Here is a 21,110-nt window from a genome sequence, read left to right on the forward strand (position 1 = left end):
CTACGGCTCGCGTTACCTATCTATCGGGGGTTGTTCGTGTTGTCACTAGCATGTCGGCGCCTGCCGTTCCCAGTACGGAGGCAGGGTGTCCCAGGGATTCGGCAAGCCATCGTTGGTCATGTAGAGGTAGCCGGCGAACCGCTCCTTCGAACGTGCACAGACGGTCCGGAATTCGCGGTCGTTCGCTGCGTAGACGAGGTGGCTGAATTTAGAGGCGGGCTGGGATTTGACCCACGGTCGAGGAGCCCACGACCGATATTTTGCTGCCGTTCCCTCGAAGATGACTAGAATGTCGGCGATCGGGGTTGCGCCTAGCTGCCAGGGGCCGGAAGCTACATCACCGGGGTTGCCGACGACTGTTTCCCACGCCGGGGTTTTGGCTTTGATGGAGGTGTAGAGCTCGCGGTAGTAGGCCCTGGTGGTGCTGGAATCGGTGTTGCTCATCTCGTCCAAGAAGACCCCGTCCACCTTGTAGAGCCGGTAATACTTGTCGATGTCCGCCTTGACCTGGGCGATGGGCCGTTTTCCGTAGTTGGTGTGAACGTAGCCAATGACCTTCTGGCCTTTTGCGTGGCAGTACGAAATGACGCGGGTGTAATCACGGTTGGCCGTTGCGCCCGTACCGGGACCATTGCCAGGGTTCATTATGGCGATGGAGCCGCCCCCGCGCGTGTTCATGCGGTTACACATGCGTTCCCATTTTTTGTCTGCACTACTGGGGTAGAAGTAGGCGGGTACGAGCTGGTGCTGATTGCGAACAGTGAGAGGTGCGGGCTGCCACGCTCCACCTTTCGTCCTGTATCTGATTGAGAAGGCCCTTTCGTTTACCGACCGGTCGGTCCAGCTAAGGCGGACCTGCCGGTCGCCGTCATGCCATGCCGTGAGGTTCGAGGGCGCTTGTGGAGGCGCCGCAACGGCTGCCGGGGCGGCAAGGACGGGTATCAGCAGGCCAAAGATAAACAGAGAAAGCAGTAAAACGATCCGGTGCCAGACCGAGTTCTTCGCAGGTGACTTCATGGGGTTCTCCGTGGCATATAAAAGAGATGGATCCCCTTATCCGCCGCTCGTGCGGCGGGTGCCGGCTCGACCGACGACGTAGGAGGGTCGGCCACACGGCACGCTGACGTAGCGCGGGTGGGAATCCCGGGTGTTGTTGTCAAGCAAACGCTCAGGAGCACTGCTCACTTGGTGACAGCTCTTGTGGAGCACGCATCTTCACGGCGGTCCACTGGGAACCGAGTCTCCCGTGTGCATTGATCATAGGAACGAGCGAAGATACGCCACCATACGTAGAAGTGCGTACGGTGTGCGGATCGTACAGACCTTCCAGCATGTTTCGAAACATGCGACTATGTTCTTGAGGGTTTAGTTGCAGGCCAGCGGCAACCCACTGTCGATCGACGCCGGACCTTACGGTCAGCCATCGCCGATGGCTTGAAGATGCCCTCCGGATCGCCGATGTGCAACAGCGACGACCTCACGACGGTCAGTTCGCCGGAGATCTTTCGAGCACCAAAATCTCGGCCCGGCACAGTCCGTGCTAGTGGGCCACTTCTCCAGGAGTACGTGATGACCGTTCATCACAGATCTAGCCGAAATCTGCGCAAGCCCACTGCCGAAAGTGCCCGTGGCCCGCGGGCTCGCCCAAGAACCGGGAACGGCTGGCGCAGACGGATCGGCGCATTCGCCCTGAGCCTGCTGGTCTTCAGCGCAGGGATAGCCATAGCAGGACCAGCACCAGCCGCAGAGGCCCCGAGCGCTACTTGCACAAACGGCACCAAGAAACTCAATCTTCGGTTAGGCGGCGGTATCGCATTGCCGGCGCGGCTGTCCAACCCGACATCGTCCACGGTCACGTTCACGATGCGCATGAAGTCCTCGGCTTTTTTTGGCCAAGCGCGCGACGTTATGACAATCACGATGCTACCCCGCACAGGTCGCACCCTGGGATCCGTGGTGCCCACTTACTTGCACACCCCGATCGGCAGAGCGCCTGTAGTGATTGAAGTTCGGACAAATCGCACCGGAGAACAAGTCGTGGGCAAATGCGACTACATGGTCAACCTGTTTCCACCGCTCGTCAGGAGCGTGCCTGAACAGATCCGTCCGTCAGGGTTCCTTTTCTACCAGGTGCCTGTTCGAATGTGCGCCGTACAGGGGAGCGCCCCCGCGGGTCGATCTTGGCCGGGCGCCTTGGTCCCCGCCGAGACAATGCTCAACGCCTTGAAGGGAGCCAATGCAGAGATATGGTTTCCCCAAGCCCATATCGCCTTCTCGACTGCTTCCGAGTACATTCCGGTGATCAATGATCCGTTGCCGCCGAGCGAATTCAACGGCGAGCTCGGTGAGCTTGATGCGTCTTTCGGTTATGGTGAAATCAAAAAGGCTGTCACTTATTGTGAGATCGCTTGGGAGGCTAAATTTCCCGGCCGACATGGCATTCCCGTGATCGCCGCTCGGGCGTTCCTCGATGAACCCGAAACATTGGGCTACGCCCTACCGCCCGACCGAGGACTAAATGTGGCCAGCCGAAAACCCGGCACTGGACAACGCGGGGATGCGCTGTGCGGCTCGCCTGTGAGGCTCGAACGCAGCGACGTCAGTAGCGATAAAAGGAGGCCCTTTGTTGCGATTGTAGACAAAGCCTGGAAGTTGCCGCGCGGGTCCATGACGCTCGCTCATGAGCTGGGCCACGAACTATTCCTTGGGCATGGAAACGGGCTTGATGACAACGGTGACGGCAAACCTCCCGGGACCCCCGGACCGCGTCGCTACGACGAAATCTGTGACCCTGGCTGGCTCGTGCATCCTAAGAATGAGGTCGTCGCTGAGGATGTCGAAAGCTCCACGAAATGCAGTCTCATGCATACGCATGCCTGCTCCAGCGACCTCCGTCCGCTTCAGATTGAGACCGCTCGCGGCGTCGCCCCATACACTCCTGGATTTCGGCCAGCACCCCTAACCCGGTAGTTGCACCGGAAGACGTGAAGCTGAGTTGCCAAGGCAAGTGAGCCGTTTTAGCGCAATGCGGTGCATGACGACTTTATCAACCCTTGCTGATACTACTGACGCTGCTAAGTCGCGCCTTACCACGCTGCCCAGTACATGACGGTGACAATCGGTCCCTTGCCCCGGGCAGGGTCCAGCAGCGTAGAAGGCCTCGAAAACCCGAAGCGCTGGAGTTGATAGCCGCTTCGTACGGGCGGATCTGAATTCACCGAGCAAGAGTCAGCGGACAACGACCCCCTGCACGAGGCAATAGAGACCCTTGTAGCGCTCGAACTCGGACGGTGGGACGACTTCGGTGCCTACCTGGCCGTTGAGAGCTCCAGGCGAACACGCGATCAGCCGAACAGGCGCATTGGGCTGGCCGGTATGCCGCAAAACGCCACCTCGAGGCCAACCCGCTCGAGCAGGGCGCCTGAACTAGCGGCTCAGCCTGCCACCCGATGACAGTGTCCCCGTGCCGGTGAGCCACCTCCTATTCGCCGTCTTCTTGGCTTGTCTCGGTGTCGGGGTGCTGATCCTGCGCAGGAGTGGCGGCCAGTGGTTTCAATAGTCCCAGTTCGTGTGCCGTTTGGACTGCCATCAGGCGGTCGCACACGTCCAGTTTGCGGTAGATGTGTTCCAGGTGCTTTTCCGCGGTGCGCGGCGAGATGTTGAGCCGCCTCGCCAGGCTCTCCGCGGTCAGCCCCTTGCTCAGTAGAGTCAGGATCGACGTCTCGCGGACGGTCAGACCTGGATCGGAGCGCTGCATGGAGTCCCCGGCGCTCGTCGGCGCTAACGCGAGGTGCAGGGCAAGGCCGGTCAGGACTGGCTGCAGCAGTCTGGCCAGGTCCATCTCCTGCTCGGTGAAGTCGCGGTCGGGCCGTTGGATGAGGTAGGTGTTATGGTCGACTCCGCCCACCCGCAACGGGATGGACAACTGCTGGTCCACGTTCCAGGGACGGGCCGTTTCCTCCCAGGCCTGTTTTAGTCCGTTGCCGGCCAGTGCGTCAGGAACGCGCCCGCAGGACTGGGGTTCGGACTGTCCGGTGAACATGTACCAGCGCAACAGCGGTTGCTGGCGAAGGTCATAGCCCCCGGGCGGTTCGTCGGGTATGTAGTTCCGGGGCCAGACAGCGAGGATGTGATTGTCCCATGCAGGGCCCACAAGGTTCCGCCCGGAGAGAGCCGAGTTGAACGACTGGTTGAGGAGATCCAGGAGCTGCTCCTCATGGGCCATGGGCGGCCCAGGCGGCTGCTGAAGGATTTCCCCCACGAGCTCCAGCCACATGCGGTACTGCGCGTCATTGCGAGCCACGCCTCAATTTTAGGTTCGAGCGTGCCGCGGCGACACGGGTAATGGTGCTCTGGACACGGCGCTGACAGCCGATCCGGATATACGTAATAGTGCGTATGGGTCCACATGCCGCCCTCAAATAGTCTGGTTTCAGCAGTCATACGGCCACGACAGAAGCGTGGTCCCGTTGCGAAGGCCGCGCCGTTCCCGCACAGACGGGCGGACGGCCATGTCCCAGCCCCTTCTGTCGGGGCGGTGAGCCATATCGGCCAGCAGCTAAAAATCGGCGGGCTCGAACCAAAGGAACGCCGCTGAACTCAAGAGCGCAGCACGAGTGTGCCCTGTCGAGTTCAGCATTACTCATCGAGGATTTCCCATGAAAAGCACAAGCACTTCATACCCGCCCGTTCCCGACAACGCGGTCGAGCGAGGCGGAAGCAGCCATCGACACGCGTTGCGCAGACGTGTCGTCGGAGCCCTCGCCGCCGGCGCTCTGACCGGGCCGGCACTCCTTCTTGGTGCGGTTCCGGCACAGGCTGCAGCAACAGGTGTCTACATCGAGAACGGCATCCTGGAGGTGAGGGCCGGGGCGGCAACAGCGAACAGGATCACAGTTGAACGCGTTCCCTATGGGCTTGGATGGCGGTATGTAGTCAGGGACACCGGCGGCACATTGACGAAGGGAAATGGTTGTGCCTTGCTTGATGCGCATACCGCCCGGTGCAACTACAGCGGCGTCTCAACCGTTGCTGTCAGGACCTTGGACGGAAATGACAGGATCACCCTGAGGGTGGGGGTGGGAACGTGGGTGAGCGCCGGGGACGGCGATGATTACCTGGACCTCAGCGACGTCAAAGACACTGTCTACACTGGGCGGGGTGCCGACGAGATACATGGCCGGGGCGGAGGAGACCGCATACTGGCTGGAACCGGCGACGATAGTATCTTCGGCAATGCCGGGAATGACACACTATACGGCGAAGACGGAATCGACCGGGTGTATGGCGGTGATGGGGCTGACACCATCAATGGTGGGGTAGGCACTGACTGGCTTCACGGTGAAAACGGCAATGACGCCATGTGGGGCGTACGGGGTCCGGATCAGATGTATGGCGGGGCCGGAAATGACCGGATGTACGGGCAGACGGGGGGAGATACTCTGAGCGGGCAGGACGGCGACGACACGGTGGACGGTGGCCTGGATAATGACACCTTGATTGGCGGGCTCGGGAAGGACGGCCTTTCCGGCGGTGACGGCAATGACCGACTCTTTGCTACGGACAAAACGGCCGGCAACGACACTCTCCGAGGGGACAATGGAGTAGACCATTGTGAGATGGATCCCGGCGATAAGAAATTCACCTGTGAACCCTGATCTCCTACCAGGACGCCTGTAATTGCTCACGATCAACGTGTCGGTGCCCTACCATCCGAGGAACGGGGCACCGGCCACGTTGTCCGAGTAGCCCCCGCGCAGGCGCCATTTCACGACGTGCACAGAGGCCTCCGGCTAAGCTCCTGACGGCAGTCAACGAGGAGCTGACCGGCCAGATTGAGCCCCATGGGGGCTGAGTAAAAGCAGATGATCGGGTTTGTCGCGGGCTTGAGCGTTGCAGGATTGGGGGCTGCATCTTTATGATTCCGGCCCTGGCCGGCCGTTGGGCTGGCTGGCTTTCATAGCCGGGATCACCGTGAGCCTGATCTACTTCGTCCTGCTCGCACCCTCACGGCGCGACGACGAGTAGCGTCAGCCCATGAGCAGACACTGGAAAGCAATTCTGGGGAGCGTGTGCGCTGCCGTTGCCGTTGTGCTCGTCGTCGGGTTCCTGTTCGGCTGGGACAGTTGGGCAGTGGTGATCGGCCTCGGAGCTGCGCTGAGCATGTATGTGGGAAGCCAGTGGGAAAACATACAGGCCAAAGCGACACACGGCCACCGGGAAGATTGGCTGGCCCGGCGCAGGAAGAGATCAGTCAGGCGGGATCAGCCCGAGGACTAGGGGTCGAGGCGCGCCAGGCGCGCCCGGATGCGCTCCCTGGCCGAGTTGGACCGGGGCCGCTTTTCCGGCCAGTACTCCAGCCAGCGCCTGAGCGTGTCCGCCGCGGCCTTGCGGTACCCGGTCTTGGCGTAGAGGCGGGCGGCGAGCTCGTACCAGTACTCCTGCGGCTCCCGCGGATCGTACTGCTCCAGCGTCTCGGCGGCCGCCATGATTTCCTCGAGCAGCCCCAGCGCCTCATCGATCCGGCCCGCCCTGATCAGGTCGTCGAGCTCGGTCAGCCAGTCGTTGAGGTCCCGGCCGCAAACCATCCGGCGGGCGTAGCACTCCTCCATGTTGATGCTTTTGATTGCCCGGTCGGTGTCACTCGGAAAGCCCATCGGTTACCCTCCCCGTGGTTGCAGCAATGGTGAACCTTCTATCCACGCGAACTCCTCGTCATGGCCAAGAGCCCGAACGAGGCGGTTTCGGCGATGCCAGTGCTTTCCTAGCCCGTGAGGACTGGATTGTGATCCTCCCATCAAGGTGTTGCCAGGTATAGGAATGGTGAGATGAACAACCCCGTCCAAGAAGCAGGATCACTATCGGGAGCTTACGTTCCTGGTCGATGGGCTCCCCACTTTGACCAGGATGGCGAATCGCCCAGACGATATTGATCGTCGCAAACAATAAGCCGATGACATCAGTGCCGACGAGATATACATCGAACTCCTACCTGTTGTAAGCCAAGAGGATACGCGAGACACTTCGCTGGCGACCCGGCGGCAAGGGCTCCTGCGCCCTGCACACCTCTCGGATCGCTCTACTGGTCGTTGTTTCCTGCCGACCGATTCAGGATTGTGAACACCACCAGGGTCGCGATGGCAACGGTGCCTATCAGCCAGATCATCACGGGGATGAAGTTCGGCTGCAGGAACCCTGCCATCCCCAGGGCAAGAATCAAGAGGAGCCCCACGAAAGCGAAGGTCGCCTTGTGATTTTTCATGGTAATACCCAATCCAAAATGTGTTCACCGAACATGCGTCGCTGAGTCAAGTAAGGGACGCATGCTACTTGGTCGACAGGATCAGTGGCTTCATTCCTCGGCCGATCTCAACAGAGAGAATGATGATCAAGATCAGGAAAATCATGCCCCGAACAGGTGCCTCGCTCTGTAGTACCAAGCTGGCGCAGAAAACGAAGCAGCCGGCCAGCGCCACGATCGCAATGATCTGCTTGCTCTTCCGCTGCTTATCGTCCGCGGTAGGAGGCATTCGTCGCCCTTTCATTTTCGAGTGGCGGATCGGATCCAACACTCACGGTTCTTCTCGGATCTGGTTCCGCTTTATGAGCTACTCGCGGTTGCTATCTTAATGCCGTGGATACACGCTACGTGCCGCCATTTTGGTCTCGGCGACGCTCCTTCATCGACGAGACCGCTCCACCACGATTATGGTAACGGCGCCCAAGGCGAGAAGGAGCGGTATCACGAAGAGGAGCGCCGGGTTGGAGTGTAAAGCGCCGGAGGCACCGAGCGCGATCATCGCCACAAGAACGGGAACCATTATCCCGAGCCTAAACTTCACCATCAGCTCCTATGCGCTGTCGAACCGCCAAATGAAGGTGTCTTTGTCCAGGCACTCCCCGTACTCAAGATAGTCGCTGCCGAGCGGTCCGATCCTTTCTCCGCTTTGATTCGCAAGGCCGCAAGAGCTGGTCATGCCCACCGCCCAATACGCCTTATGAACCTCATTCTATTTGGTCGCTGGGTTTCGACTCGGGCGGGTGCCGCACCATTTGTGCGCCGAGGTTCGCCATATAGCCGACGAAGAGGTACCCCGGAATGGCCGCGATGAACCATAGAGCGTCTCCTGGGAGGATCAGCTGCAAGATCAGGAAAGTAAGCACTGATACCGCCAGCCAGAACAACACCTTTGCTGGCTTGGACCAGCTTTTCATGAGGCCTGCTTCCTTCCGAGTGCCGATGTTATTTCTCAGACTACGTTTACACCGGTTCCACTCGCGGCTTGGTCGAACCTGCCAGACCACCGAAGTCAGCGTGTTCCGGCGGCCTACTCTCCGCCCCATCACTTGACTCCGATCCGGTCACCCAGCCCAGTCATCGAATACAACCAAGATGCCTAGACCGGGGGCGCCGCGGAGCCAACGGCCGGGGGCGGACTCAAGCGACGAGAGGTGAGCCGGCCCGAGAGCCAAGCCAATGTACAACCTGTCCAGCACCGAGATGCTACGTGTCGGTCGGCATCCCAGCCCTCTCCCTCCTGCGCTTCCGGTGACCACGAAGGACGAACCAGACCATGCAGAGATATAGGACGTTTCCCACTAGAACGCCGGGCAAAAAACCAAACAATTCGTAGACAAGCCATCCCACTGGCGGAGGGAAAGTCAACAAGATCAATCTCCATGTGCTGAGTTCACGGCCAGTGATGTTCAGTAACTCCGACTGGCGCTGGAGGTGCTGTGAGATTTTCCTTCGCGGCTGTGATTCGCCCGATTGAGCTTTTTCCATACAAGGGTTACGAATACAATCTGGTCGAAGCACCGCTCTTGCGCCGGTCCGCCCGTCCCCATAGGTGCGACGAGAAGATCGCACCTAGCAAACATGCCGAACCAAACCATTCGGCACCGCCTTCGAAGAAGGAGAGGATAGCGGCGACTGCAAAGACACCGACCGCGACCATGTAGCTCTTCTTTCGCTTTAGATCCATCTCATCTGTCCTAACGTCCTCGGTAGTAGGCGCCAGTGGAAACGGTGTCAGCATCCCCTATGCACGCATCGTGCCAATTGAGAGCTGCAGCACTGAATAGTAAGCCACCGCCGACTATAGCTGGAGTCGTTGCAGCCCCCGTTGAAGTTATCCCAGTACCAAGCAATGCGAGTGTGGCTGAAACGCAACTGATTAGCCCGCTGAGGTCGCGCATGTTGCACGGATTGTTCATGGCGTAGGTGTAGTGGGGGTCCTGGCCGGATGGGTCGAGCTGGGTGAAGCGGCCCATGCCGGGCCGTAGTAGCGGGCCCCCATCTTGTAGAGCCCGGTGGCGTTGTTGTACTGGCCGCCGACGTAGCGGAAGGCGTTGGCCTGTGCTTCGGTGCCGTTGATGCTGCCGCCGGCCCTACCTCTTCCGGCCGGGCAATCTGCTGCTCAGGACAATGTTGATCGCCCAAAATACGAGAGCTAAGCCCAGGAGGGCAGCCACTTTCAGGGGCGTCCCTCCTTCCGCCCAGGCGACAAGCCCGATTGCCACCGCGCAGAACGAACTGAACCGTAAACCATGCCGGGTGGACCGGACCCAATGCTCGCGGTTGTTCTCGGACCTCGCTCCGTGATCCGTCATGTAATCCGCCTCGAGAAATCACAGGAACGAGCTGTTGAACCCGCTATCGCTGTCGAGCTGGACTCGGTCCACACGCTTGGACCGGATCCAGCTCGACAGCTTCATGCCTTAGTGTGCCGTCAACATCGCTGCGGAGCTGGCTTCTAGCTGCTTGCCAGGTATAGGAATGGTGAAATGAACAGCCCCGTCCCAAGAAGCAGGATCATCATCCGGAGCTTTCGTTCCTGGCCCAACGGTTCCCCGCTTTTCCTAGGATGGCGAATCGCCCACACGATATTAATCGTCATGGCCAATAACCCGATGAACGCCAGTGCAAACGAGATATACATTGAACTCCTACAGGCAAGCGAAGCAGGTGAAGACGCCGGGCACTGCGGCTGGGGCTCCAGCCTCCTATCGAATAGTGGGGCTTATCCGGTTCCGATGTTTCGGACGAGGCGACGTCCGTTCACCGCTGCCGTGACCATGCCGAGCGAGAAAATCATCAGGAGTATTCCTCGTGCCACTTCACCGGTGATCAGTACGACTGTCGAGGAGAAGAGCACCAAGGCAGCTACCCGTGGACCCAGCCGGGCGGCGAATCTGTGGATCGGCGTGACCGAGCTCGGCCGTTTTCGATCAGGCATCATCTCTCAGCACTCCTTATCGTCATCCCTGACACTTTTGCGGGAGCATAGATACGAAAGGAGGGCGGCTCATAGGCCGTCCCTCCTTCCGTATCTATGCTCTACTCCTCCGCCGACTTGGCTGAACCCAAGCTCTTGCTCCTGTCGAGTATGAAAAACAGAATGAACATGGAATTCAGCGCCAAGACCAGCCCCGCGAGGTACGGAGAGAGGCCCGTAAGGATAGCCACAACTGCAAAGGTTGCACATATCGCCGACGCAGTAACTGCCAGGTTGAGCGATCGTCTTGATGCCGACTGGGACTCTCGTTTGAATCTGACGAGATGTGCTATCAGTCGGTAGGTGATCACCAAGGCAGCGCACGAAATCGCGAGGAGCGCGACCGCGATGCTTGATCCGCCCTTCGACGCTGCCGTGACGAAAGCCAGCGCAGTGCCGCAAATTACCGAGACGAGAGCCAAGACGACAACGATCATCGATTGCTTATTCATAATACCGCCCTGTACTTTGTTGAACGCGGCCTCGGCTTTGCAGCAGTAATTTACCAGCCAGACAGGCATCCGTACCCGCCCACCGTACCTGTAGCAATTAGGCCATTCCCAACCGCTTGCTTCCCCGAAATTCCCCGGTAAAGCGCGTACCGAGTAGTTGCAACAGCACCGCCGCGCGCCCAGGCGAGTGGCCCAAGGGCCAGGGCCTCAGCGCTGAGCCTGCAGAAAAACGTGTTGCCTGGATGATTCGAGAAGTCTCCACCGCCAGATGCCCAACTGCCCTGGTATGCAGTACCGCCGCAGCTGTTGTCGAACTGGCAGGTAGCGAGGCCCGACGGGTCCGACCCATTGATGGGGTTGTTGCCCGCGTAGGTGTAGTGGGGGTCCTGGCCGGAGGGGTCGAGCTGGGCGAAGCGCCCCGTGGCCGGATCGTAGTAGCGAGCTCCCATTTTGTAGAGCCCGGTGGCGTTGTTGTACTGGCCTCCGATGTAGCGGAAGGCGTTGGCCTGTGCTTCGGTGCCGTTGATGCTCCGGGTCAGGCGGGTTCTGGCGAGTTCGAGGTCCTCGTCCTTCACTATCCGGTGTCAGATAACCGAGAATATGAAAATTGCGACCCCTGCAATCAGAATTCCCGCCATGATGACTCTCGTGCCACCTATGGGCGCGCCGCTTTTACGAGGGTGCCGGGCCGACCAGATAAGACTTACGGCCCCAAGAGCCAACCCCAGCAACATGCCTATCAAGGACATCTTTCTCCTATCATCTAGTTACATAAGAAATGTGCAGAGACCCCAAATAGGCCTGCAAACGCGCCTGAGATTGCAGCTCCCCCAAGAAGGACGGGTGCGGCGGGCAGAGCGGCGATCGATCCCCCTGCAACGAAGCTACCCAGCCCCAGAAGACCGCCGGTTGCCGCGAAGCCTACCGCTGCCGCCCTGGTGAACGTGCAAGCGCCACTTTCCAGGCCAGAAGGATCGCTCATGTTGCAGGGGTCGTTTGCCGCGTAGGTGTAGTGGGGGTCCTGGCCGGAGGGGTCGAGCTGGGTGAACCGTCCCATGACCGGATCGTAGTAGCGGGCCCCCATTTTGTAGAGCCCGGTGGCGTTGTTGTACTGGCCGCCGACGTAGCGGAAGGCGTTGGCCTGTGCTTCGGTGCCGTTGATGCTTCCGCCGGCCCTACCTCTTCCGGCCGGGCAATCTGCTGCTCAGGAAAATGTTGATCGCCCAAAATACGAGAGCTAAGCCTAGGAGGGCAGCCACTTTAAGGGGGGTCCCTCCTTCCACCCAGGCGACAAGCCCGATTGCCACCGCGCAGAACGAACCGTACCGTAAACCATGCCGGGCGGACCGGATCCAGTATTCACGATTCGTCCGGGGCTTCGCTCCGTGATCTCTTAGCGGGTGTTTCCGCACGCCGGCGGGTCAGAAGCGATTGGGTGAGCCAGGAGATGAGTAGGGAGATCACCGGGGGCCAGAAGCCATGCACTCTGGTCATCACGCCACACGCCACTGCAAACGGTATTGCCGTGAGGTAGAACAAGATTTCATCGTCTCTACTCTTCAGCCTTTCCGTGAGGATGCCTGCACCAACCCCCACCACGATGTAGATCAGGTACTCGATTACCATCTCCCCTCCCCGTTCTAGCTACAGCTTCTCGCACCAGTGGACGGGCTGACAAAACATCCCTGCGCATCCCTCTCGGGGGGCGACAGGGGGGCCGCCGGACCCCGCGGAGCGGCGCATCGGTCAGGGGCGAGAAAACCCATGCCCACGTCGAGGCCCAGCCCCAACGCCTGACCTGCCTTTCCACCCAGTCCGGCAATACCTCCCAGGACACCTATGCCCGCTGCGAACGTCGCGTCTTGAATGACTTGAATACCCTCACAGGTTGAAATCAAACCAGAAGGATCGGCGTAAAAAGTAGGAGCATTGAATCCATACAGGTAGTGGGGGTCCTGGCCGGAGGGGTCGAGCTGGGTGAAGCGGCCCATGGCCGGGTCGTAGTAGCGGGCCCCCATCTTGTAGAGCCCGGTGGCGTTGTTGAACTGGCCGCCGATGTAGCGGAAGGCGTTGGCCTGTGTTTCGGTGCCGTTGATGCTGCGGGTGATGCCGTAGGGGTCGTAGCTGTAGCCGCCGATCTTCTGGCCGGCGTCATTGAGCAGGAGCATGACGGAGCCCTGCCGGTCGGTGACGAAGTACGTTTTCGTGGTTCCGTTGGTTGAGCTCAGCAGGTTTCCCTGTGGGTCCCGGGTGTATTTCCTGTTGCCGGTCCCGGTCTGGAGCTGCCCTTCAACGCGAGCGGACATTACCAGTGGGCTGTCGCCGTGGACCTGGCCAACCGCCACAACCGCCACAACCGTGCAGTCTATGACCTGTGCCTAGACGCGGGTGACATTGGCGCAGGCGTCGGCCCAGCGGATGAGCGCGGCCCGTTCGTTGTTGTCCACCTTCAGACTCCACCGGATCTTCACCGCCACCCACTGGGCGATGTACGAGCAGCGGTTGGCCGGCGGCAACCACTTCTCCGGGCCGGACGCCGACTTCGCCTGGTTCAGCGCGTTTGTCTGCGCGTTGAGGGACCTGCCGTCGCCCATGTCGTTGTAGAACGCCACTCTGCGTGCCTGCGTCCAGGAGCGGGCGCCGGATCCCCACGCCTCATGCACGGGGACCAGATGGTCGATCTGGACTGTCGTGGCGAAGGTGTGGACCTTGTTGTCACCCACCGGCCCCGGGCCACCGTGCACCGCTTCGCCGAGGTGTAGCCGACCGCGACCCTGCTTTCCTGGATCAACACCTCGGAGCGGGTGTTCTGGCAGTCCCGGTTGAGGTCCCTCCACTCCCCGAAGTACCGGTCGCGGTCGTAGCCTGCGTTGTTCTCCGCGGCAACGGGCAGCGCGCGGGCGGCCTGGCGGAGAGTGCCCGTGTAGGTGGTTGCGGCTTCGGCCGGTACGCCGGTCCCGGTGAGGAGCAGACCTGCGGTGAGTGCGGCGACGATGCCGGTCCGTCTGACCATGGTCTACCCCTAGGAGCGAAGGCGAAAACGTAGGTCAACCATCGCACGCAGTGCACCGTTGGAAGCGGAAAACTTCTCAGGCTTTGCGCAGGTTCCTGCGTACAAGCCTGCGCGGTGCCAGGACCACGCGGAACGCCTGCCTGAGCGGATTGAGCCGGGTGACAGTGCGGAGATCGCCCGGCACGCGGCCATTGCCGTGCATGAGTTCCTGGCCAACCCGAGCAACTCCCGCAATTCCCACGGGCCCGAATGATTCCGCAGCCGGTTCAAGTTCACCGTGTTCAGCGACCGAGGAACCATCCCGTGCAAGACTGAGCCGCAGCAAAGGCACTGAACCATGGGGGATAAGTGGCGGAGACAGGCAAGAGCGAGGAACCACCCAGCCGCTGGGTGACGGCTGAGCGGTGGGCGCCCGGCACCCGGGACAATGGCATGGGTGAGGCGGTCCGGATCTACTACACCCGGTATTTCCCCGCTCTGGCCTTGCTGCTTCTCGTCCTGGGAGCCGGGGTTTCCTATCTGCTGGGCGCGGGCAGGCCTCCTGGTTGGAGCACCTTCGGATCGGCGTGTTCCTGATGGCCACCGGCTGCATGATCGGCGGATTCGTCTACAACACCAAGTGGGTCAAGCCCTCAGTGGACCTGGGCAGGGCAGAGGTAATGGTCGCGCTCAACAAGGCCGACCGGGCTTCGGTGAGGCGGCAGACCGCAGGCAAGGAGCCCCCGGACCAGGAACACCTGAGGGTGGTGCGGGCCGCGGCTGTGCAGATGCGAAAGCAGACAGCGACCTTCCTGCTGGTCGCGCCGTTCTACCTGTTCCTTATCGTTTCGCAGGACCTGTGGTGGACGGCTGCCGCCCTGACCCTAATCCTGCTGGTGACCATCTCCTTCCTCATGCGCGATTTCCGCCGGCAGGGCCGGTTCCTCCGGGAGACCGAGAGCTCCGGTCTGGGCCGCGACAATGCGCACTGAACCAGGGGGCAAAAAGGGGGAGCGCCCCAGCCTCTGGGGGGCGGCCGAACGGCGGGCTGCCGATGTGCGGGATAACGGCATCGGTGAGGCACTGCGGGCCTACTACACCCGGTACCTGCCAGTCTGGGTGCCGCTTCTCCTGGTGCTGGGGGCCTTCCTCTCTCACTTGCTGTTCGGCGGTGGGTGGGATCATTGGACCCGGCACCTTGACGTCGGCGTGCTCGTGATGGTCATCGGTTGCTGGATCGGCGGGTGGATCTACAAGAAGAGGCGGATGGCACCTCGGGTGGCGCTGGGCTGGGGCGATGTCCTGGTCGCGCTCAACGAGTCCGACAGGAAGGCCATGATGCGCCAGATCAGCGGCCGGGATCCCGTCGACCGAGACCACCTGAACGTTGCCCGGGCCGCCGCCGTGCAGCAACGCTGGAGTAACGCCACCGGGCTCCTGTACGTGCCATGCGCCGTGACCGTCTTCGGGTACGGCCCCGGGCCGTGGTGGACCATCCCCATGGTGCTTCTCGTGGCCGCGTTTGTCTACAGCCTGGTCCGGGACTTCCGACGGCACGGACGCTTCCTCCGGGACACGGCCCGCTTCATCGAGAAGGCTCCCTGACCCCGTCGTGATGGGCGCTCGGCCGCACTCGGGAGGTAAACACATCTGGGTTCTGAGCCAACAGATTGTCTGACCGGTAGACAGCCGGAGAGGCGGAACGGTATCGAGGTAGTGCGTCGTATCTCTGCGGAAGGTTAGAGTTTCGGCATGGGCGCAGCGGAGTGGGCAGTGGATTTGGCCGAGTCCCTCGGTACGGCTCCCGGGGGTCCTTCCTCGTTGACGGTGGGTGCAGGCGCGGACGCTGCAGCGATCGAGCGGATCGTCGAGACTGCGCGGCGGGTTGCAGAAGCGTGCGGTTACCCTGTTCATGAATTCTCGGCGTTCGACGTTACGGGAGATCCGTCGGTACTTCCGGAGGATGGCTTCATCATTCTGCGCGATGTCCGCCGGTCCTTCCCGGTGGCGGTGCCCATCCTGGTGGGCGCCTACCAGCTCCTTGTGCAGCGGGGGCTTCGCGTTGGGATGCTCGTCGTGGGATCTCCCGCGGGAATCAAAGCCCTGCGCAGATACCCCACCATGGGCTTTCTTAGCCGCGCCGACTGGGTGATTGAACCAGAAGCCGGGTAACCAAGCGCGGGGTATCGGCGCTCGGGAGGATTGCCCGCACCGCGTCCTCCGCGCCGCGCGGGTTGTGCTCAGTTCGGCTCAGCGGACAGCCTGGACCTGGTGTTGCTCTTTGCACTGCCGCGGCGCTGAGGCTCGACCGTCGGAGCGCTGGAGGGCTCGGTGAACAAATCGGTGATGTCGACTCCGAGCACGTCGGCGACGTCCCAGAGGCGTTCGTAGGCGATGCTCTTGCGGCCCCACTCAAGGCCGATAACCATGGTCCGGTGCAGTCCGGCCTCCAGCCCCAGCGCCTCCTGGGTGAGGTCCTGCGCGATGCGCAGCTCCCGGATGCGCGCACCGACCTGCTCGCGGCGGTCCTGCCATGCCTGGAGGCGGGCCGGTGGGGTTTGGGAAGGTCGAATGGGCACACCCCATGCCACTAGAATGGAACAGGGTTGTCTGTCGCACTAGTGCGATATGAGAGGTAGATCACCAACTCACACGGAAAGGTCCTCCCATGGCAGTCTCAGTCATCCTTGATCTGACCGAGGTGGTGTCCGTGGAGAATCTGAGGCAGTTCCTCAGTTTCATTCCGGAAGGATTCGACCCGGGCCGGGACCTGCGCGCGGTCTCCACACAGGGATCGCCCACCGAGCGCCTGCCGGATTATCTGCAGATCCTGCTTCCACTTGATACACCGCAGGGATAGGTTCGGCTGCCGGCACTATGGATTACGAACCGCAGGTTCTGACGGACGACTCTCCTGGGTCCTACGCTGTCCGGACGGCCTCGGGAACCGTGTACGCCGTGCACCTGAATCCACCCCGGTCGGTTCTGCGGCTGGCCAATGATCAGGAGCCTACGACGGAGTATGCCCATCTCGATACTGCAATGCTGCGCCGGGACGGCGAGGCGATCGAGCTGCTTCAAATCGTCGAACTGCGCGTCGGACGGCCCGGGCTGATGTGGCTGGATGTCCGATGCGACGGGGTTGCCACCCTGCGCATCACGACCGAGGTGGTCTCCATCGCCCGGCTCCACCCGTGAAAACTGACCGGCGGCAGCGCTTCCCGCCAGCGCGCTGCTCCCGGTGCCAGCCGACAGAATAGGACCATACTCTTGCCGAACCGGCACCGGATGACATCGACGAGAAGATTGGAGGCACCGCCGTGACACGGAGTGAACCCAATGACCAGGCCCGGCCGGATCCGGCCTGCGTGAAACCGTCGGGCGGCTCAACAGGTCTCTGGGTCCCACCCTTGCGGGGAGTTGGCCGGAAACCCCGTACCGAGGATCAGCTTGTCGTGGGAAGGCAAGAACGGCCCGGAACCGAGTGCCGGTGAGGAGATGCGACTACGGACAGCCGATCAGGCTTTCGCCGCGATCACCGCTTCCGACGGCGCGGACATCGCCCGGCTCTGGTTCATCGGGTCCAACCCCATGCTGGAGGGTGACTCTCCCGTGAGCGCAATCGGCGAGGGAAGATTCGATGCGGTCTTAGCGGCCGCCGATGCAATGGTGGAAGAGCGCTTCGGCGGGTGATATGGCCGGTGGTACCGCGCGAGCACAAACGCCGTGGGACTGCATGCCGCACCCATGGGTAGGAGAATGGCTATCGAAGAAGATTATCTACTGCGGCGCCGCCGCTTGGGGACTGAGCGCCATCGAACTACTGACCCTCCACAGACCGCCCTTCGTTGTGGCCGGCGACTGGCACGGCGACCTGGGCTGGGCAATCACCGCCAGCCGGTCGGCAGCCCGCGACGGAGCCACCACGATCCTGCACGTGGGCGACTTCGGCCTGGACTGGCCGGGACCCAAACGAGGACGCTACGAGGCGAAACTCAACAGAAACCTGATCGACCTGGGGCTGACGCTGATCGTCTCCGGCGGCAACCACGACAACTGGGACACCCTTCAGAAACTCCCCGTGGAAGCAGACGGGCTGGCAACCCGCCGCTCCAACATCCGCGTCCTGCCACGGGGCGGACGCACCCAAATCGACGGGCTGACCGTTGGTGGCCTCGGCGGGGCCTTCAGCGTCGACTACGACCACCGCACTGAGGGCAGGAATTGGTGGAACAACGAGGAACCCACACGCGAGGACGCCCAAAAGCTGATGGACGGCGGGCCCGTTGACATCCTCATCTCCCATGACGCGCCGGCCGGGGTCCCGCTGAAGGGCGATTTCCAACTGTCACCGGAACTCATGGCACGGGCTGAGGAAACCCGAGTTCTCCTCCGCGAGGTGGTCGATGCCCTCGCTCCTCCGCATGTGTTCTGCGGCCACTGGCATCAACGGCAGATTCACGAACTCCAACACACTGACGGACGCATCACTCGCGTCGACGTGCTCAACATGGAGCACCACCCCCAGGGCAACGCGGTGCTCGTCTGGCCGGGGGAGGCACCGCTGCCCATCGAGCCCCTGCACATCAAAGGCAGTTAGTTCCGACCGCACTGCTCGCCCCCCGAAACCGCGGACCGCCGACGCCGACAACAGCACCTGTGAACGGAGTAGACAATGCCCAAAGGCTTGTTTTTCTTGGACGCCGACGGGGTTGTCTTGCCCCCACACACACGCTGTTCCCGCCCGACAAAGTTGGCCAACGCATTGCCACACCGCCCGGGAGCAGACAGCATTCGAATCCGACCTGACGTCTCGGAGGCTGTGCAATGGTCGGCGGCATCCGGGGAGTTGTGCGCGGGCTGAAAATTCCTGTGGCTGGCGCACGAGGTCACTCGATTGGTTCCGCGTGCCACCTCTGCCGGTTCTTTCTAAGCCATGTCGAGGCAATTTGGAGGAGGGGTCGGAGCGAGCGCCCCTGGAAGTAGCCGGTGGTCTAGCGTCTTGCCGCAGCCCCGACAGACCCTACTGCGTCTCGCCTGGATCCACGATGACACCTTTTCTCCTGCGCGAAACAGGTGCCTTTGGAGGCCCCAAAGTTGAGCCCATGTCCGCCGCATTCCTCCTGATTGAGCCCCACTGCTGATGGGGCCTGAAGGACCACGAGATTGACTTGGCCGACGGCTTCCACGGCACATGAGCTCCAACGCCCAGGAAGGGCCGTCGAAGGAAGTCTGATGCGATACTGGCTGGATGGGGGAGAGGGCTATTGGTGACTTAGCAGCAATTATCGTGGAGCAAGAGCGCAAGGCTCAAAGGACCGCGCTCAGGCATGCCCTCGATGAGGCTGCTAAGCCAAGATCGGGGTCAGCACTCCTGCAGGATCAGACACTCATCCGGAACCAGGATCAGGTACGCAGGGTGAACCTCGAAGGCCTAGCTGCAGGCCTGATTCAGGAGGTCTTCGAGATTCTGGGCTCGGCAGATCAATTTGCCGCGGCGCTGAAGGAAATCTTCACCACCGAGCACATGTTGCCGCTGCCGGCCTCTTCTATGGTCAGGTCCATTCACGAATCTGCTCTAACAATCAGCAGGCTGTATGACCCGCGTCTGACGTCTGAGACCCGAATAGCCCGGATGGGCGCAGTGCAGCTCAGCAACGTACAAGGCGGCCTGTTGGCACTGGCGGCGTTCCCGCAGGAGTACCAGAAAGAGAAGACGCGCGTCACGGGTGCAGTCACTGGCATCCGCGCCTACATGGAGAAAGCCGGCTATACGATCCACGTACGCCGCGATGACCCGTCGGTTGTAACTGGTGTCTCCTGGGGCGCGGCCAAGGAGACGCTACGGGAGAACACCACGGCGGCAAGTCTTCTCTACACTCCAGAAATTCACTACAACTGGGTGCTCGGCTTTGGAGCTGCCCACGGCAAACCCTGGTACACGCGAGGTATCAGCGGTCCGTGGGAAACCCTCGTAGTCGGTGCGCTAGCTCCCGTGTTGGACATCAGTGACCTGCTAATAGACATCCTCCTTGGATATGTGGGGCTACCAACTGATGATTACCACCGCGCCACACACCTCCGTCGGTGCACACTATTCCACCGGACCAACCCTCATTTGGGATTCGCCACATATGAGCATTACCGACAGCAGGCGGAGAATGTTCGCGATCGCATGCGTGGCTCATAATGATCTGATCGTCGGCGATCCTGCCGAGATTTTGGCATCGGAAGCAACTTGTCCGTCATAGCTCCGTCTTGGTCAAGCATCACCCCCTTTGAGCTGCCGGCACGGCCGACCGACAGAAGCTGATGTCGCCGAGTTAGCGACTCGCATCGCCAACCCGCAGCTCGTGCGTCATGTACGCGCAGTGACGGCCTCAAGATTGAGGTTCCCTGGAATCAGGGTTGGGCCGACAGGTGGGGTCCGCGGCCTCACCCGCACTTATCGCGGCGGCCATAAATTCCCTTGCGAGCTCGAACTTTGCCCGGCGACGCAACGTAGCATCAAGCACAGGATCGACAAATGGCAACCCGCGGCACTCCAACATCGGGGGCACGATGGAGCCAAGTAGCCGTTGGGCGTCCGCGACGTCCTCGAGTCTCATCAGCGCCTCGCCCCGAAGGACCTTGCCCATGCGGTCGTAACTGACGCCGGCGCGTTCCGCGTAGTCGCTGATGCTCTGGCCCCTGTCTCGGAGTGCTGCGGTGATCTTCACAGCAAAGGCATGTTGCAGACGCGCCGCGGCGATCCGCTTGTCCTCCAAATCCGTGCCGCCGTCCAACCAAGAAACCTCCACAACCTTGCCGAAGCGGTGGCGGTCCGCCGGCACGGCCATAAGGCGAGGTTGGAACCGAGGGTCGCTCATAATCAGATGTTAAGCGAGTCTCGGCCAACTCTCCCTCCTTCGGACTTATAGCCACGCGTCGCGAGTTGCATAGATGCCTGCTATGAGTTCAAAGATTCACACGCCCTGATTATGTCGCCTTTTAGACTATTGGTATGAGGTAAGTGGCGGAGTACGCTGGTGGGACCCTGGCCGGAGCTATGTGATTCCAGAAAGGCTGGGCTTAAAGAGGATCAGCGCCGTGCCCGGCTCCCGGGACGGCGGTGAAGTCCGTCGACGCTCAACGAACCCCCCGGTGCGTCTGAATGCCGGCTTGCATGGCTCGTCCGGGCGACTCATGCCGAACCGAAATGTCATGGTGAACCCAGAGCAGGACGTCGACAAGGCGCGGCTCCACACCGTACGCAACGATCAAGCGACTTAAAGACCGCCACGATCGCTGAGCCACACAGAGGCTTTTCATCAATGCAGGCGAATGCGCCGCGCACCATGCCATGCAGTGCCCAGGGAAAGCGCAGTGCGCGGGTTCGACCCCTCGGTC

Annotated in this window: 27 protein-coding genes; 11 read left to right on the top strand and 16 right to left on the bottom strand. The window is 61.3% G+C overall.

Annotated features, from left to right (window positions below; all coding sequences use genetic code 11):
* Positions 1 to 45 precede the first annotated feature (45 nt).
* A complete protein-coding gene (locus AC4D2R_RS12620) occupies positions 46 to 1,017 on the bottom strand; it encodes a spherulation-specific family 4 protein (protein ID WP_490940277.1) in 972 nt (323 codons plus the stop codon).
* Between the two features lie 1,071 nt (positions 1,018 to 2,088).
* Here AC4D2R_RS12620 and AC4D2R_RS12625 point away from each other — a divergent pair.
* Positions 2,089 to 2,970: a hypothetical protein gene (locus tag AC4D2R_RS12625; RefSeq protein WP_490940278.1), complete on the top strand. Its 882-nt coding sequence runs from the start codon at positions 2,089 to 2,091 to the stop codon at positions 2,968 to 2,970.
* Positions 2,971 to 3,481: 511 nt separating this feature from the next.
* Here the strand turns inward: AC4D2R_RS12625 and AC4D2R_RS12630 are convergent.
* Positions 3,482 to 4,303 (bottom strand): response regulator transcription factor, encoded by an 822-nt coding sequence (locus tag AC4D2R_RS12630; protein WP_490940279.1) that lies wholly within the window; start codon positions 4,301 to 4,303, stop codon positions 3,482 to 3,484.
* 355 nt (positions 4,304 to 4,658) lie between these two features.
* On the opposite strand from AC4D2R_RS12630, the gene AC4D2R_RS12635 reads away from it, so the two are divergent.
* Together AC4D2R_RS12635 and AC4D2R_RS12640 are read left to right on the top strand one after the other, a co-directional pair.
* Positions 4,659 to 5,657, top strand: a complete 999-nt coding sequence (locus tag AC4D2R_RS12635) for a calcium-binding protein (RefSeq protein ID WP_490940280.1) — start codon at positions 4,659 to 4,661, stop codon at positions 5,655 to 5,657.
* A 379-nt stretch (positions 5,658 to 6,036) separates the two neighbouring features.
* Positions 6,037 to 6,279 carry a hypothetical protein gene (locus AC4D2R_RS12640; protein ID WP_490940281.1) on the top strand — a complete coding sequence of 81 codons (243 nt, stop codon included), beginning with the start codon at positions 6,037 to 6,039 and terminating at the stop codon, positions 6,277 to 6,279.
* On the opposite strand, the gene AC4D2R_RS12645 is transcribed toward AC4D2R_RS12640, so the two are convergent.
* The 12 genes from AC4D2R_RS12645 to AC4D2R_RS12700 form a co-directional block, all read right to left on the bottom strand.
* Complete coding sequence (locus AC4D2R_RS12645) at positions 6,276 to 6,656, bottom strand: hypothetical protein (protein ID WP_490940282.1); 381 nt, start codon at positions 6,654 to 6,656, stop codon at positions 6,276 to 6,278. The two genes, AC4D2R_RS12640 and AC4D2R_RS12645, sit on opposite strands and share 4 nt — an antisense overlap.
* Before the next feature lie 422 nt (positions 6,657 to 7,078).
* Positions 7,079 to 7,261, bottom strand: a complete 183-nt coding sequence (locus AC4D2R_RS12650; protein ID WP_490940283.1) for a hypothetical protein — start codon at positions 7,259 to 7,261, stop codon at positions 7,079 to 7,081.
* Positions 7,262 to 7,325: 64 nt separating this feature from the next.
* A complete protein-coding gene (locus AC4D2R_RS12655) occupies positions 7,326 to 7,571 on the bottom strand; it encodes a hypothetical protein (RefSeq protein WP_490940284.1) in 246 nt (81 codons plus the stop codon).
* Positions 7,572 to 8,004: 433 nt separating this feature from the next.
* Complete coding sequence (locus tag AC4D2R_RS12660; protein ID WP_490940285.1) at positions 8,005 to 8,214, bottom strand: hypothetical protein; 210 nt, start codon at positions 8,212 to 8,214, stop codon at positions 8,005 to 8,007.
* 1,541 nt (positions 8,215 to 9,755) lie between these two features.
* Positions 9,756 to 9,941 carry a hypothetical protein gene (locus AC4D2R_RS12665; RefSeq protein ID WP_490940286.1) on the bottom strand — a complete coding sequence of 62 codons (186 nt, stop codon included), beginning with the start codon at positions 9,939 to 9,941 and terminating at the stop codon, positions 9,756 to 9,758.
* Between the two features lie 81 nt (positions 9,942 to 10,022).
* Positions 10,023 to 10,238 carry a hypothetical protein gene (locus AC4D2R_RS12670; protein ID WP_490940287.1) on the bottom strand — a complete coding sequence of 72 codons (216 nt, stop codon included), beginning with the start codon at positions 10,236 to 10,238 and terminating at the stop codon, positions 10,023 to 10,025.
* A gap of 101 nt (positions 10,239 to 10,339) precedes the next feature.
* Complete coding sequence (locus AC4D2R_RS12675; protein WP_490940288.1) at positions 10,340 to 10,714, bottom strand: hypothetical protein; 375 nt, start codon at positions 10,712 to 10,714, stop codon at positions 10,340 to 10,342.
* Between the two features lie 65 nt (positions 10,715 to 10,779).
* Positions 10,780 to 11,304, bottom strand: coding sequence for an RHS repeat-associated core domain-containing protein (locus AC4D2R_RS12680; RefSeq protein WP_490940289.1), 525 nt, complete (start codon positions 11,302 to 11,304; stop codon positions 10,780 to 10,782).
* A 188-nt stretch (positions 11,305 to 11,492) separates the two neighbouring features.
* Positions 11,493 to 11,891, bottom strand: coding sequence for an RHS repeat-associated core domain-containing protein (locus tag AC4D2R_RS12685; RefSeq protein ID WP_490940346.1), 399 nt, complete (start codon positions 11,889 to 11,891; stop codon positions 11,493 to 11,495).
* A 197-nt stretch (positions 11,892 to 12,088) separates the two neighbouring features.
* Positions 12,089 to 12,355 (bottom strand): hypothetical protein, encoded by a 267-nt coding sequence (locus tag AC4D2R_RS12690; protein WP_490940290.1) that lies wholly within the window; start codon positions 12,353 to 12,355, stop codon positions 12,089 to 12,091.
* Positions 12,356 to 12,369: 14 nt separating this feature from the next.
* Entirely contained in the window at positions 12,370 to 13,035 is a 666-nt protein-coding gene (locus tag AC4D2R_RS12695; RefSeq protein WP_490940291.1) for an RHS repeat-associated core domain-containing protein, read from the bottom strand.
* Between the two features lie 72 nt (positions 13,036 to 13,107).
* Entirely contained in the window at positions 13,108 to 13,452 is a 345-nt protein-coding gene (locus AC4D2R_RS12700; protein ID WP_490940292.1) for an HNH endonuclease family protein, read from the bottom strand.
* 835 nt (positions 13,453 to 14,287) lie between these two features.
* Between AC4D2R_RS12700 and AC4D2R_RS12705 the strand changes: the two genes are divergently transcribed.
* The 3 genes from AC4D2R_RS12705 (at position 14,288) to AC4D2R_RS12715 (ending at position 15,893) form a co-directional block, all read left to right on the top strand.
* Positions 14,288 to 14,713: a hypothetical protein gene (locus tag AC4D2R_RS12705; RefSeq protein ID WP_490940293.1), complete on the top strand. Its 426-nt coding sequence runs from the start codon at positions 14,288 to 14,290 to the stop codon at positions 14,711 to 14,713.
* Positions 14,703 to 15,326 (top strand): hypothetical protein, encoded by a 624-nt coding sequence (locus tag AC4D2R_RS12710; RefSeq protein WP_490940294.1) that lies wholly within the window; start codon positions 14,703 to 14,705, stop codon positions 15,324 to 15,326. Before AC4D2R_RS12705 ends, AC4D2R_RS12710 begins: the two co-directional genes overlap by 11 nt.
* A 147-nt stretch (positions 15,327 to 15,473) precedes the next feature.
* Positions 15,474 to 15,893, top strand: coding sequence for a hypothetical protein (locus tag AC4D2R_RS12715; protein WP_490940295.1), 420 nt, complete (start codon positions 15,474 to 15,476; stop codon positions 15,891 to 15,893).
* Positions 15,894 to 15,961: 68 nt separating this feature from the next.
* Here the strand turns inward: AC4D2R_RS12715 and AC4D2R_RS12720 are convergent, their stop codons facing one another.
* Entirely contained in the window at positions 15,962 to 16,300 is a 339-nt protein-coding gene (locus AC4D2R_RS12720; RefSeq protein ID WP_490940296.1) for a helix-turn-helix domain-containing protein, read from the bottom strand.
* Positions 16,301 to 16,389: 89 nt separating this feature from the next.
* On the opposite strand from AC4D2R_RS12720, the gene AC4D2R_RS12725 reads away from it, so the two are divergent.
* The 5 genes from AC4D2R_RS12725 to AC4D2R_RS12745 all read left to right on the top strand — a co-directional run bounded on the left by AC4D2R_RS12725 (position 16,390) and on the right by AC4D2R_RS12745 (position 19,911).
* A complete protein-coding gene (locus AC4D2R_RS12725) occupies positions 16,390 to 16,581 on the top strand; it encodes a hypothetical protein (RefSeq protein WP_490940297.1) in 192 nt (63 codons plus the stop codon).
* 17 nt (positions 16,582 to 16,598) lie between these two features.
* The gene (locus tag AC4D2R_RS12730; protein ID WP_490940298.1) at positions 16,599 to 16,919 is read left to right on the top strand and encodes a hypothetical protein; all 321 of its coding nucleotides are present in this window, start codon (positions 16,599 to 16,601) and stop codon (positions 16,917 to 16,919) included.
* Positions 16,920 to 17,219: 300 nt separating this feature from the next.
* Positions 17,220 to 17,414: a hypothetical protein gene (locus AC4D2R_RS12735; protein ID WP_490940299.1), complete on the top strand. Its 195-nt coding sequence runs from the start codon at positions 17,220 to 17,222 to the stop codon at positions 17,412 to 17,414.
* A gap of 43 nt (positions 17,415 to 17,457) precedes the next feature.
* Positions 17,458 to 18,321 (top strand): metallophosphoesterase family protein, encoded by an 864-nt coding sequence (locus AC4D2R_RS12740; protein WP_490940300.1) that lies wholly within the window; start codon positions 17,458 to 17,460, stop codon positions 18,319 to 18,321.
* A gap of 651 nt (positions 18,322 to 18,972) precedes the next feature.
* Complete coding sequence (locus AC4D2R_RS12745) at positions 18,973 to 19,911, top strand: hypothetical protein (protein ID WP_490940301.1); 939 nt, start codon at positions 18,973 to 18,975, stop codon at positions 19,909 to 19,911.
* A gap of 190 nt (positions 19,912 to 20,101) precedes the next feature.
* On the opposite strand, the gene AC4D2R_RS12750 is transcribed toward AC4D2R_RS12745, so the two are convergent.
* Positions 20,102 to 20,590, bottom strand: a complete 489-nt coding sequence (locus AC4D2R_RS12750) for a hypothetical protein (protein WP_490940302.1) — start codon at positions 20,588 to 20,590, stop codon at positions 20,102 to 20,104.
* Between the last annotated feature and the right edge of the window lie 520 nt (positions 20,591 to 21,110).

Source organism: Arthrobacter sp. TJ-217 (genome assembly GCF_058269255.1).

Coding starts and splice junctions, on each gene's coding strand:
- AC4D2R_RS12620 (WP_490940277.1), bottom strand. CDS start 1,017: ATGAAGTCACCTGCGAAGAACTCGGTCTGGCACCGGATCGTTTTACTG.
- AC4D2R_RS12635 (WP_490940280.1), top strand. CDS start 4,659: ATGAAAAGCACAAGCACTTCATACCCGCCCGTTCCCGACAACGCGGTC.
- AC4D2R_RS12640 (WP_490940281.1), top strand. CDS start 6,037: ATGAGCAGACACTGGAAAGCAATTCTGGGGAGCGTGTGCGCTGCCGTT.
- AC4D2R_RS12645 (WP_490940282.1), bottom strand. CDS start 6,656: ATGGGCTTTCCGAGTGACACCGACCGGGCAATCAAAAGCATCAACATG.
- AC4D2R_RS12650 (WP_490940283.1), bottom strand. CDS start 7,261: ATGAAAAATCACAAGGCGACCTTCGCTTTCGTGGGGCTCCTCTTGATT.
- AC4D2R_RS12660 (WP_490940285.1), bottom strand. CDS start 8,214: ATGAAAAGCTGGTCCAAGCCAGCAAAGGTGTTGTTCTGGCTGGCGGTA.
- AC4D2R_RS12665 (WP_490940286.1), bottom strand. CDS start 9,941: ATGTATATCTCGTTTGCACTGGCGTTCATCGGGTTATTGGCCATGACG.
- AC4D2R_RS12670 (WP_490940287.1), bottom strand. CDS start 10,238: ATGCCTGATCGAAAACGGCCGAGCTCGGTCACGCCGATCCACAGATTC.
- AC4D2R_RS12675 (WP_490940288.1), bottom strand. CDS start 10,714: ATGATCGTTGTCGTCTTGGCTCTCGTCTCGGTAATTTGCGGCACTGCG.
- AC4D2R_RS12690 (WP_490940290.1), bottom strand. CDS start 12,355: ATGGTAATCGAGTACCTGATCTACATCGTGGTGGGGGTTGGTGCAGGC.
- AC4D2R_RS12695 (WP_490940291.1), bottom strand. CDS start 13,035: ATGTCCGCTCGCGTTGAAGGGCAGCTCCAGACCGGGACCGGCAACAGG.
- AC4D2R_RS12710 (WP_490940294.1), top strand. CDS start 14,703: ATGCGCACTGAACCAGGGGGCAAAAAGGGGGAGCGCCCCAGCCTCTGG.
- AC4D2R_RS12715 (WP_490940295.1), top strand. CDS start 15,474: ATGGGCGCAGCGGAGTGGGCAGTGGATTTGGCCGAGTCCCTCGGTACG.
- AC4D2R_RS12725 (WP_490940297.1), top strand. CDS start 16,390: ATGGCAGTCTCAGTCATCCTTGATCTGACCGAGGTGGTGTCCGTGGAG.
- AC4D2R_RS12730 (WP_490940298.1), top strand. CDS start 16,599: ATGGATTACGAACCGCAGGTTCTGACGGACGACTCTCCTGGGTCCTAC.
- AC4D2R_RS12735 (WP_490940299.1), top strand. CDS start 17,220: ATGCGACTACGGACAGCCGATCAGGCTTTCGCCGCGATCACCGCTTCC.
- AC4D2R_RS12740 (WP_490940300.1), top strand. CDS start 17,458: ATGCCGCACCCATGGGTAGGAGAATGGCTATCGAAGAAGATTATCTAC.
- AC4D2R_RS12745 (WP_490940301.1), top strand. CDS start 18,973: ATGGGGGAGAGGGCTATTGGTGACTTAGCAGCAATTATCGTGGAGCAA.
- AC4D2R_RS12750 (WP_490940302.1), bottom strand. CDS start 20,590: ATGAGCGACCCTCGGTTCCAACCTCGCCTTATGGCCGTGCCGGCGGAC.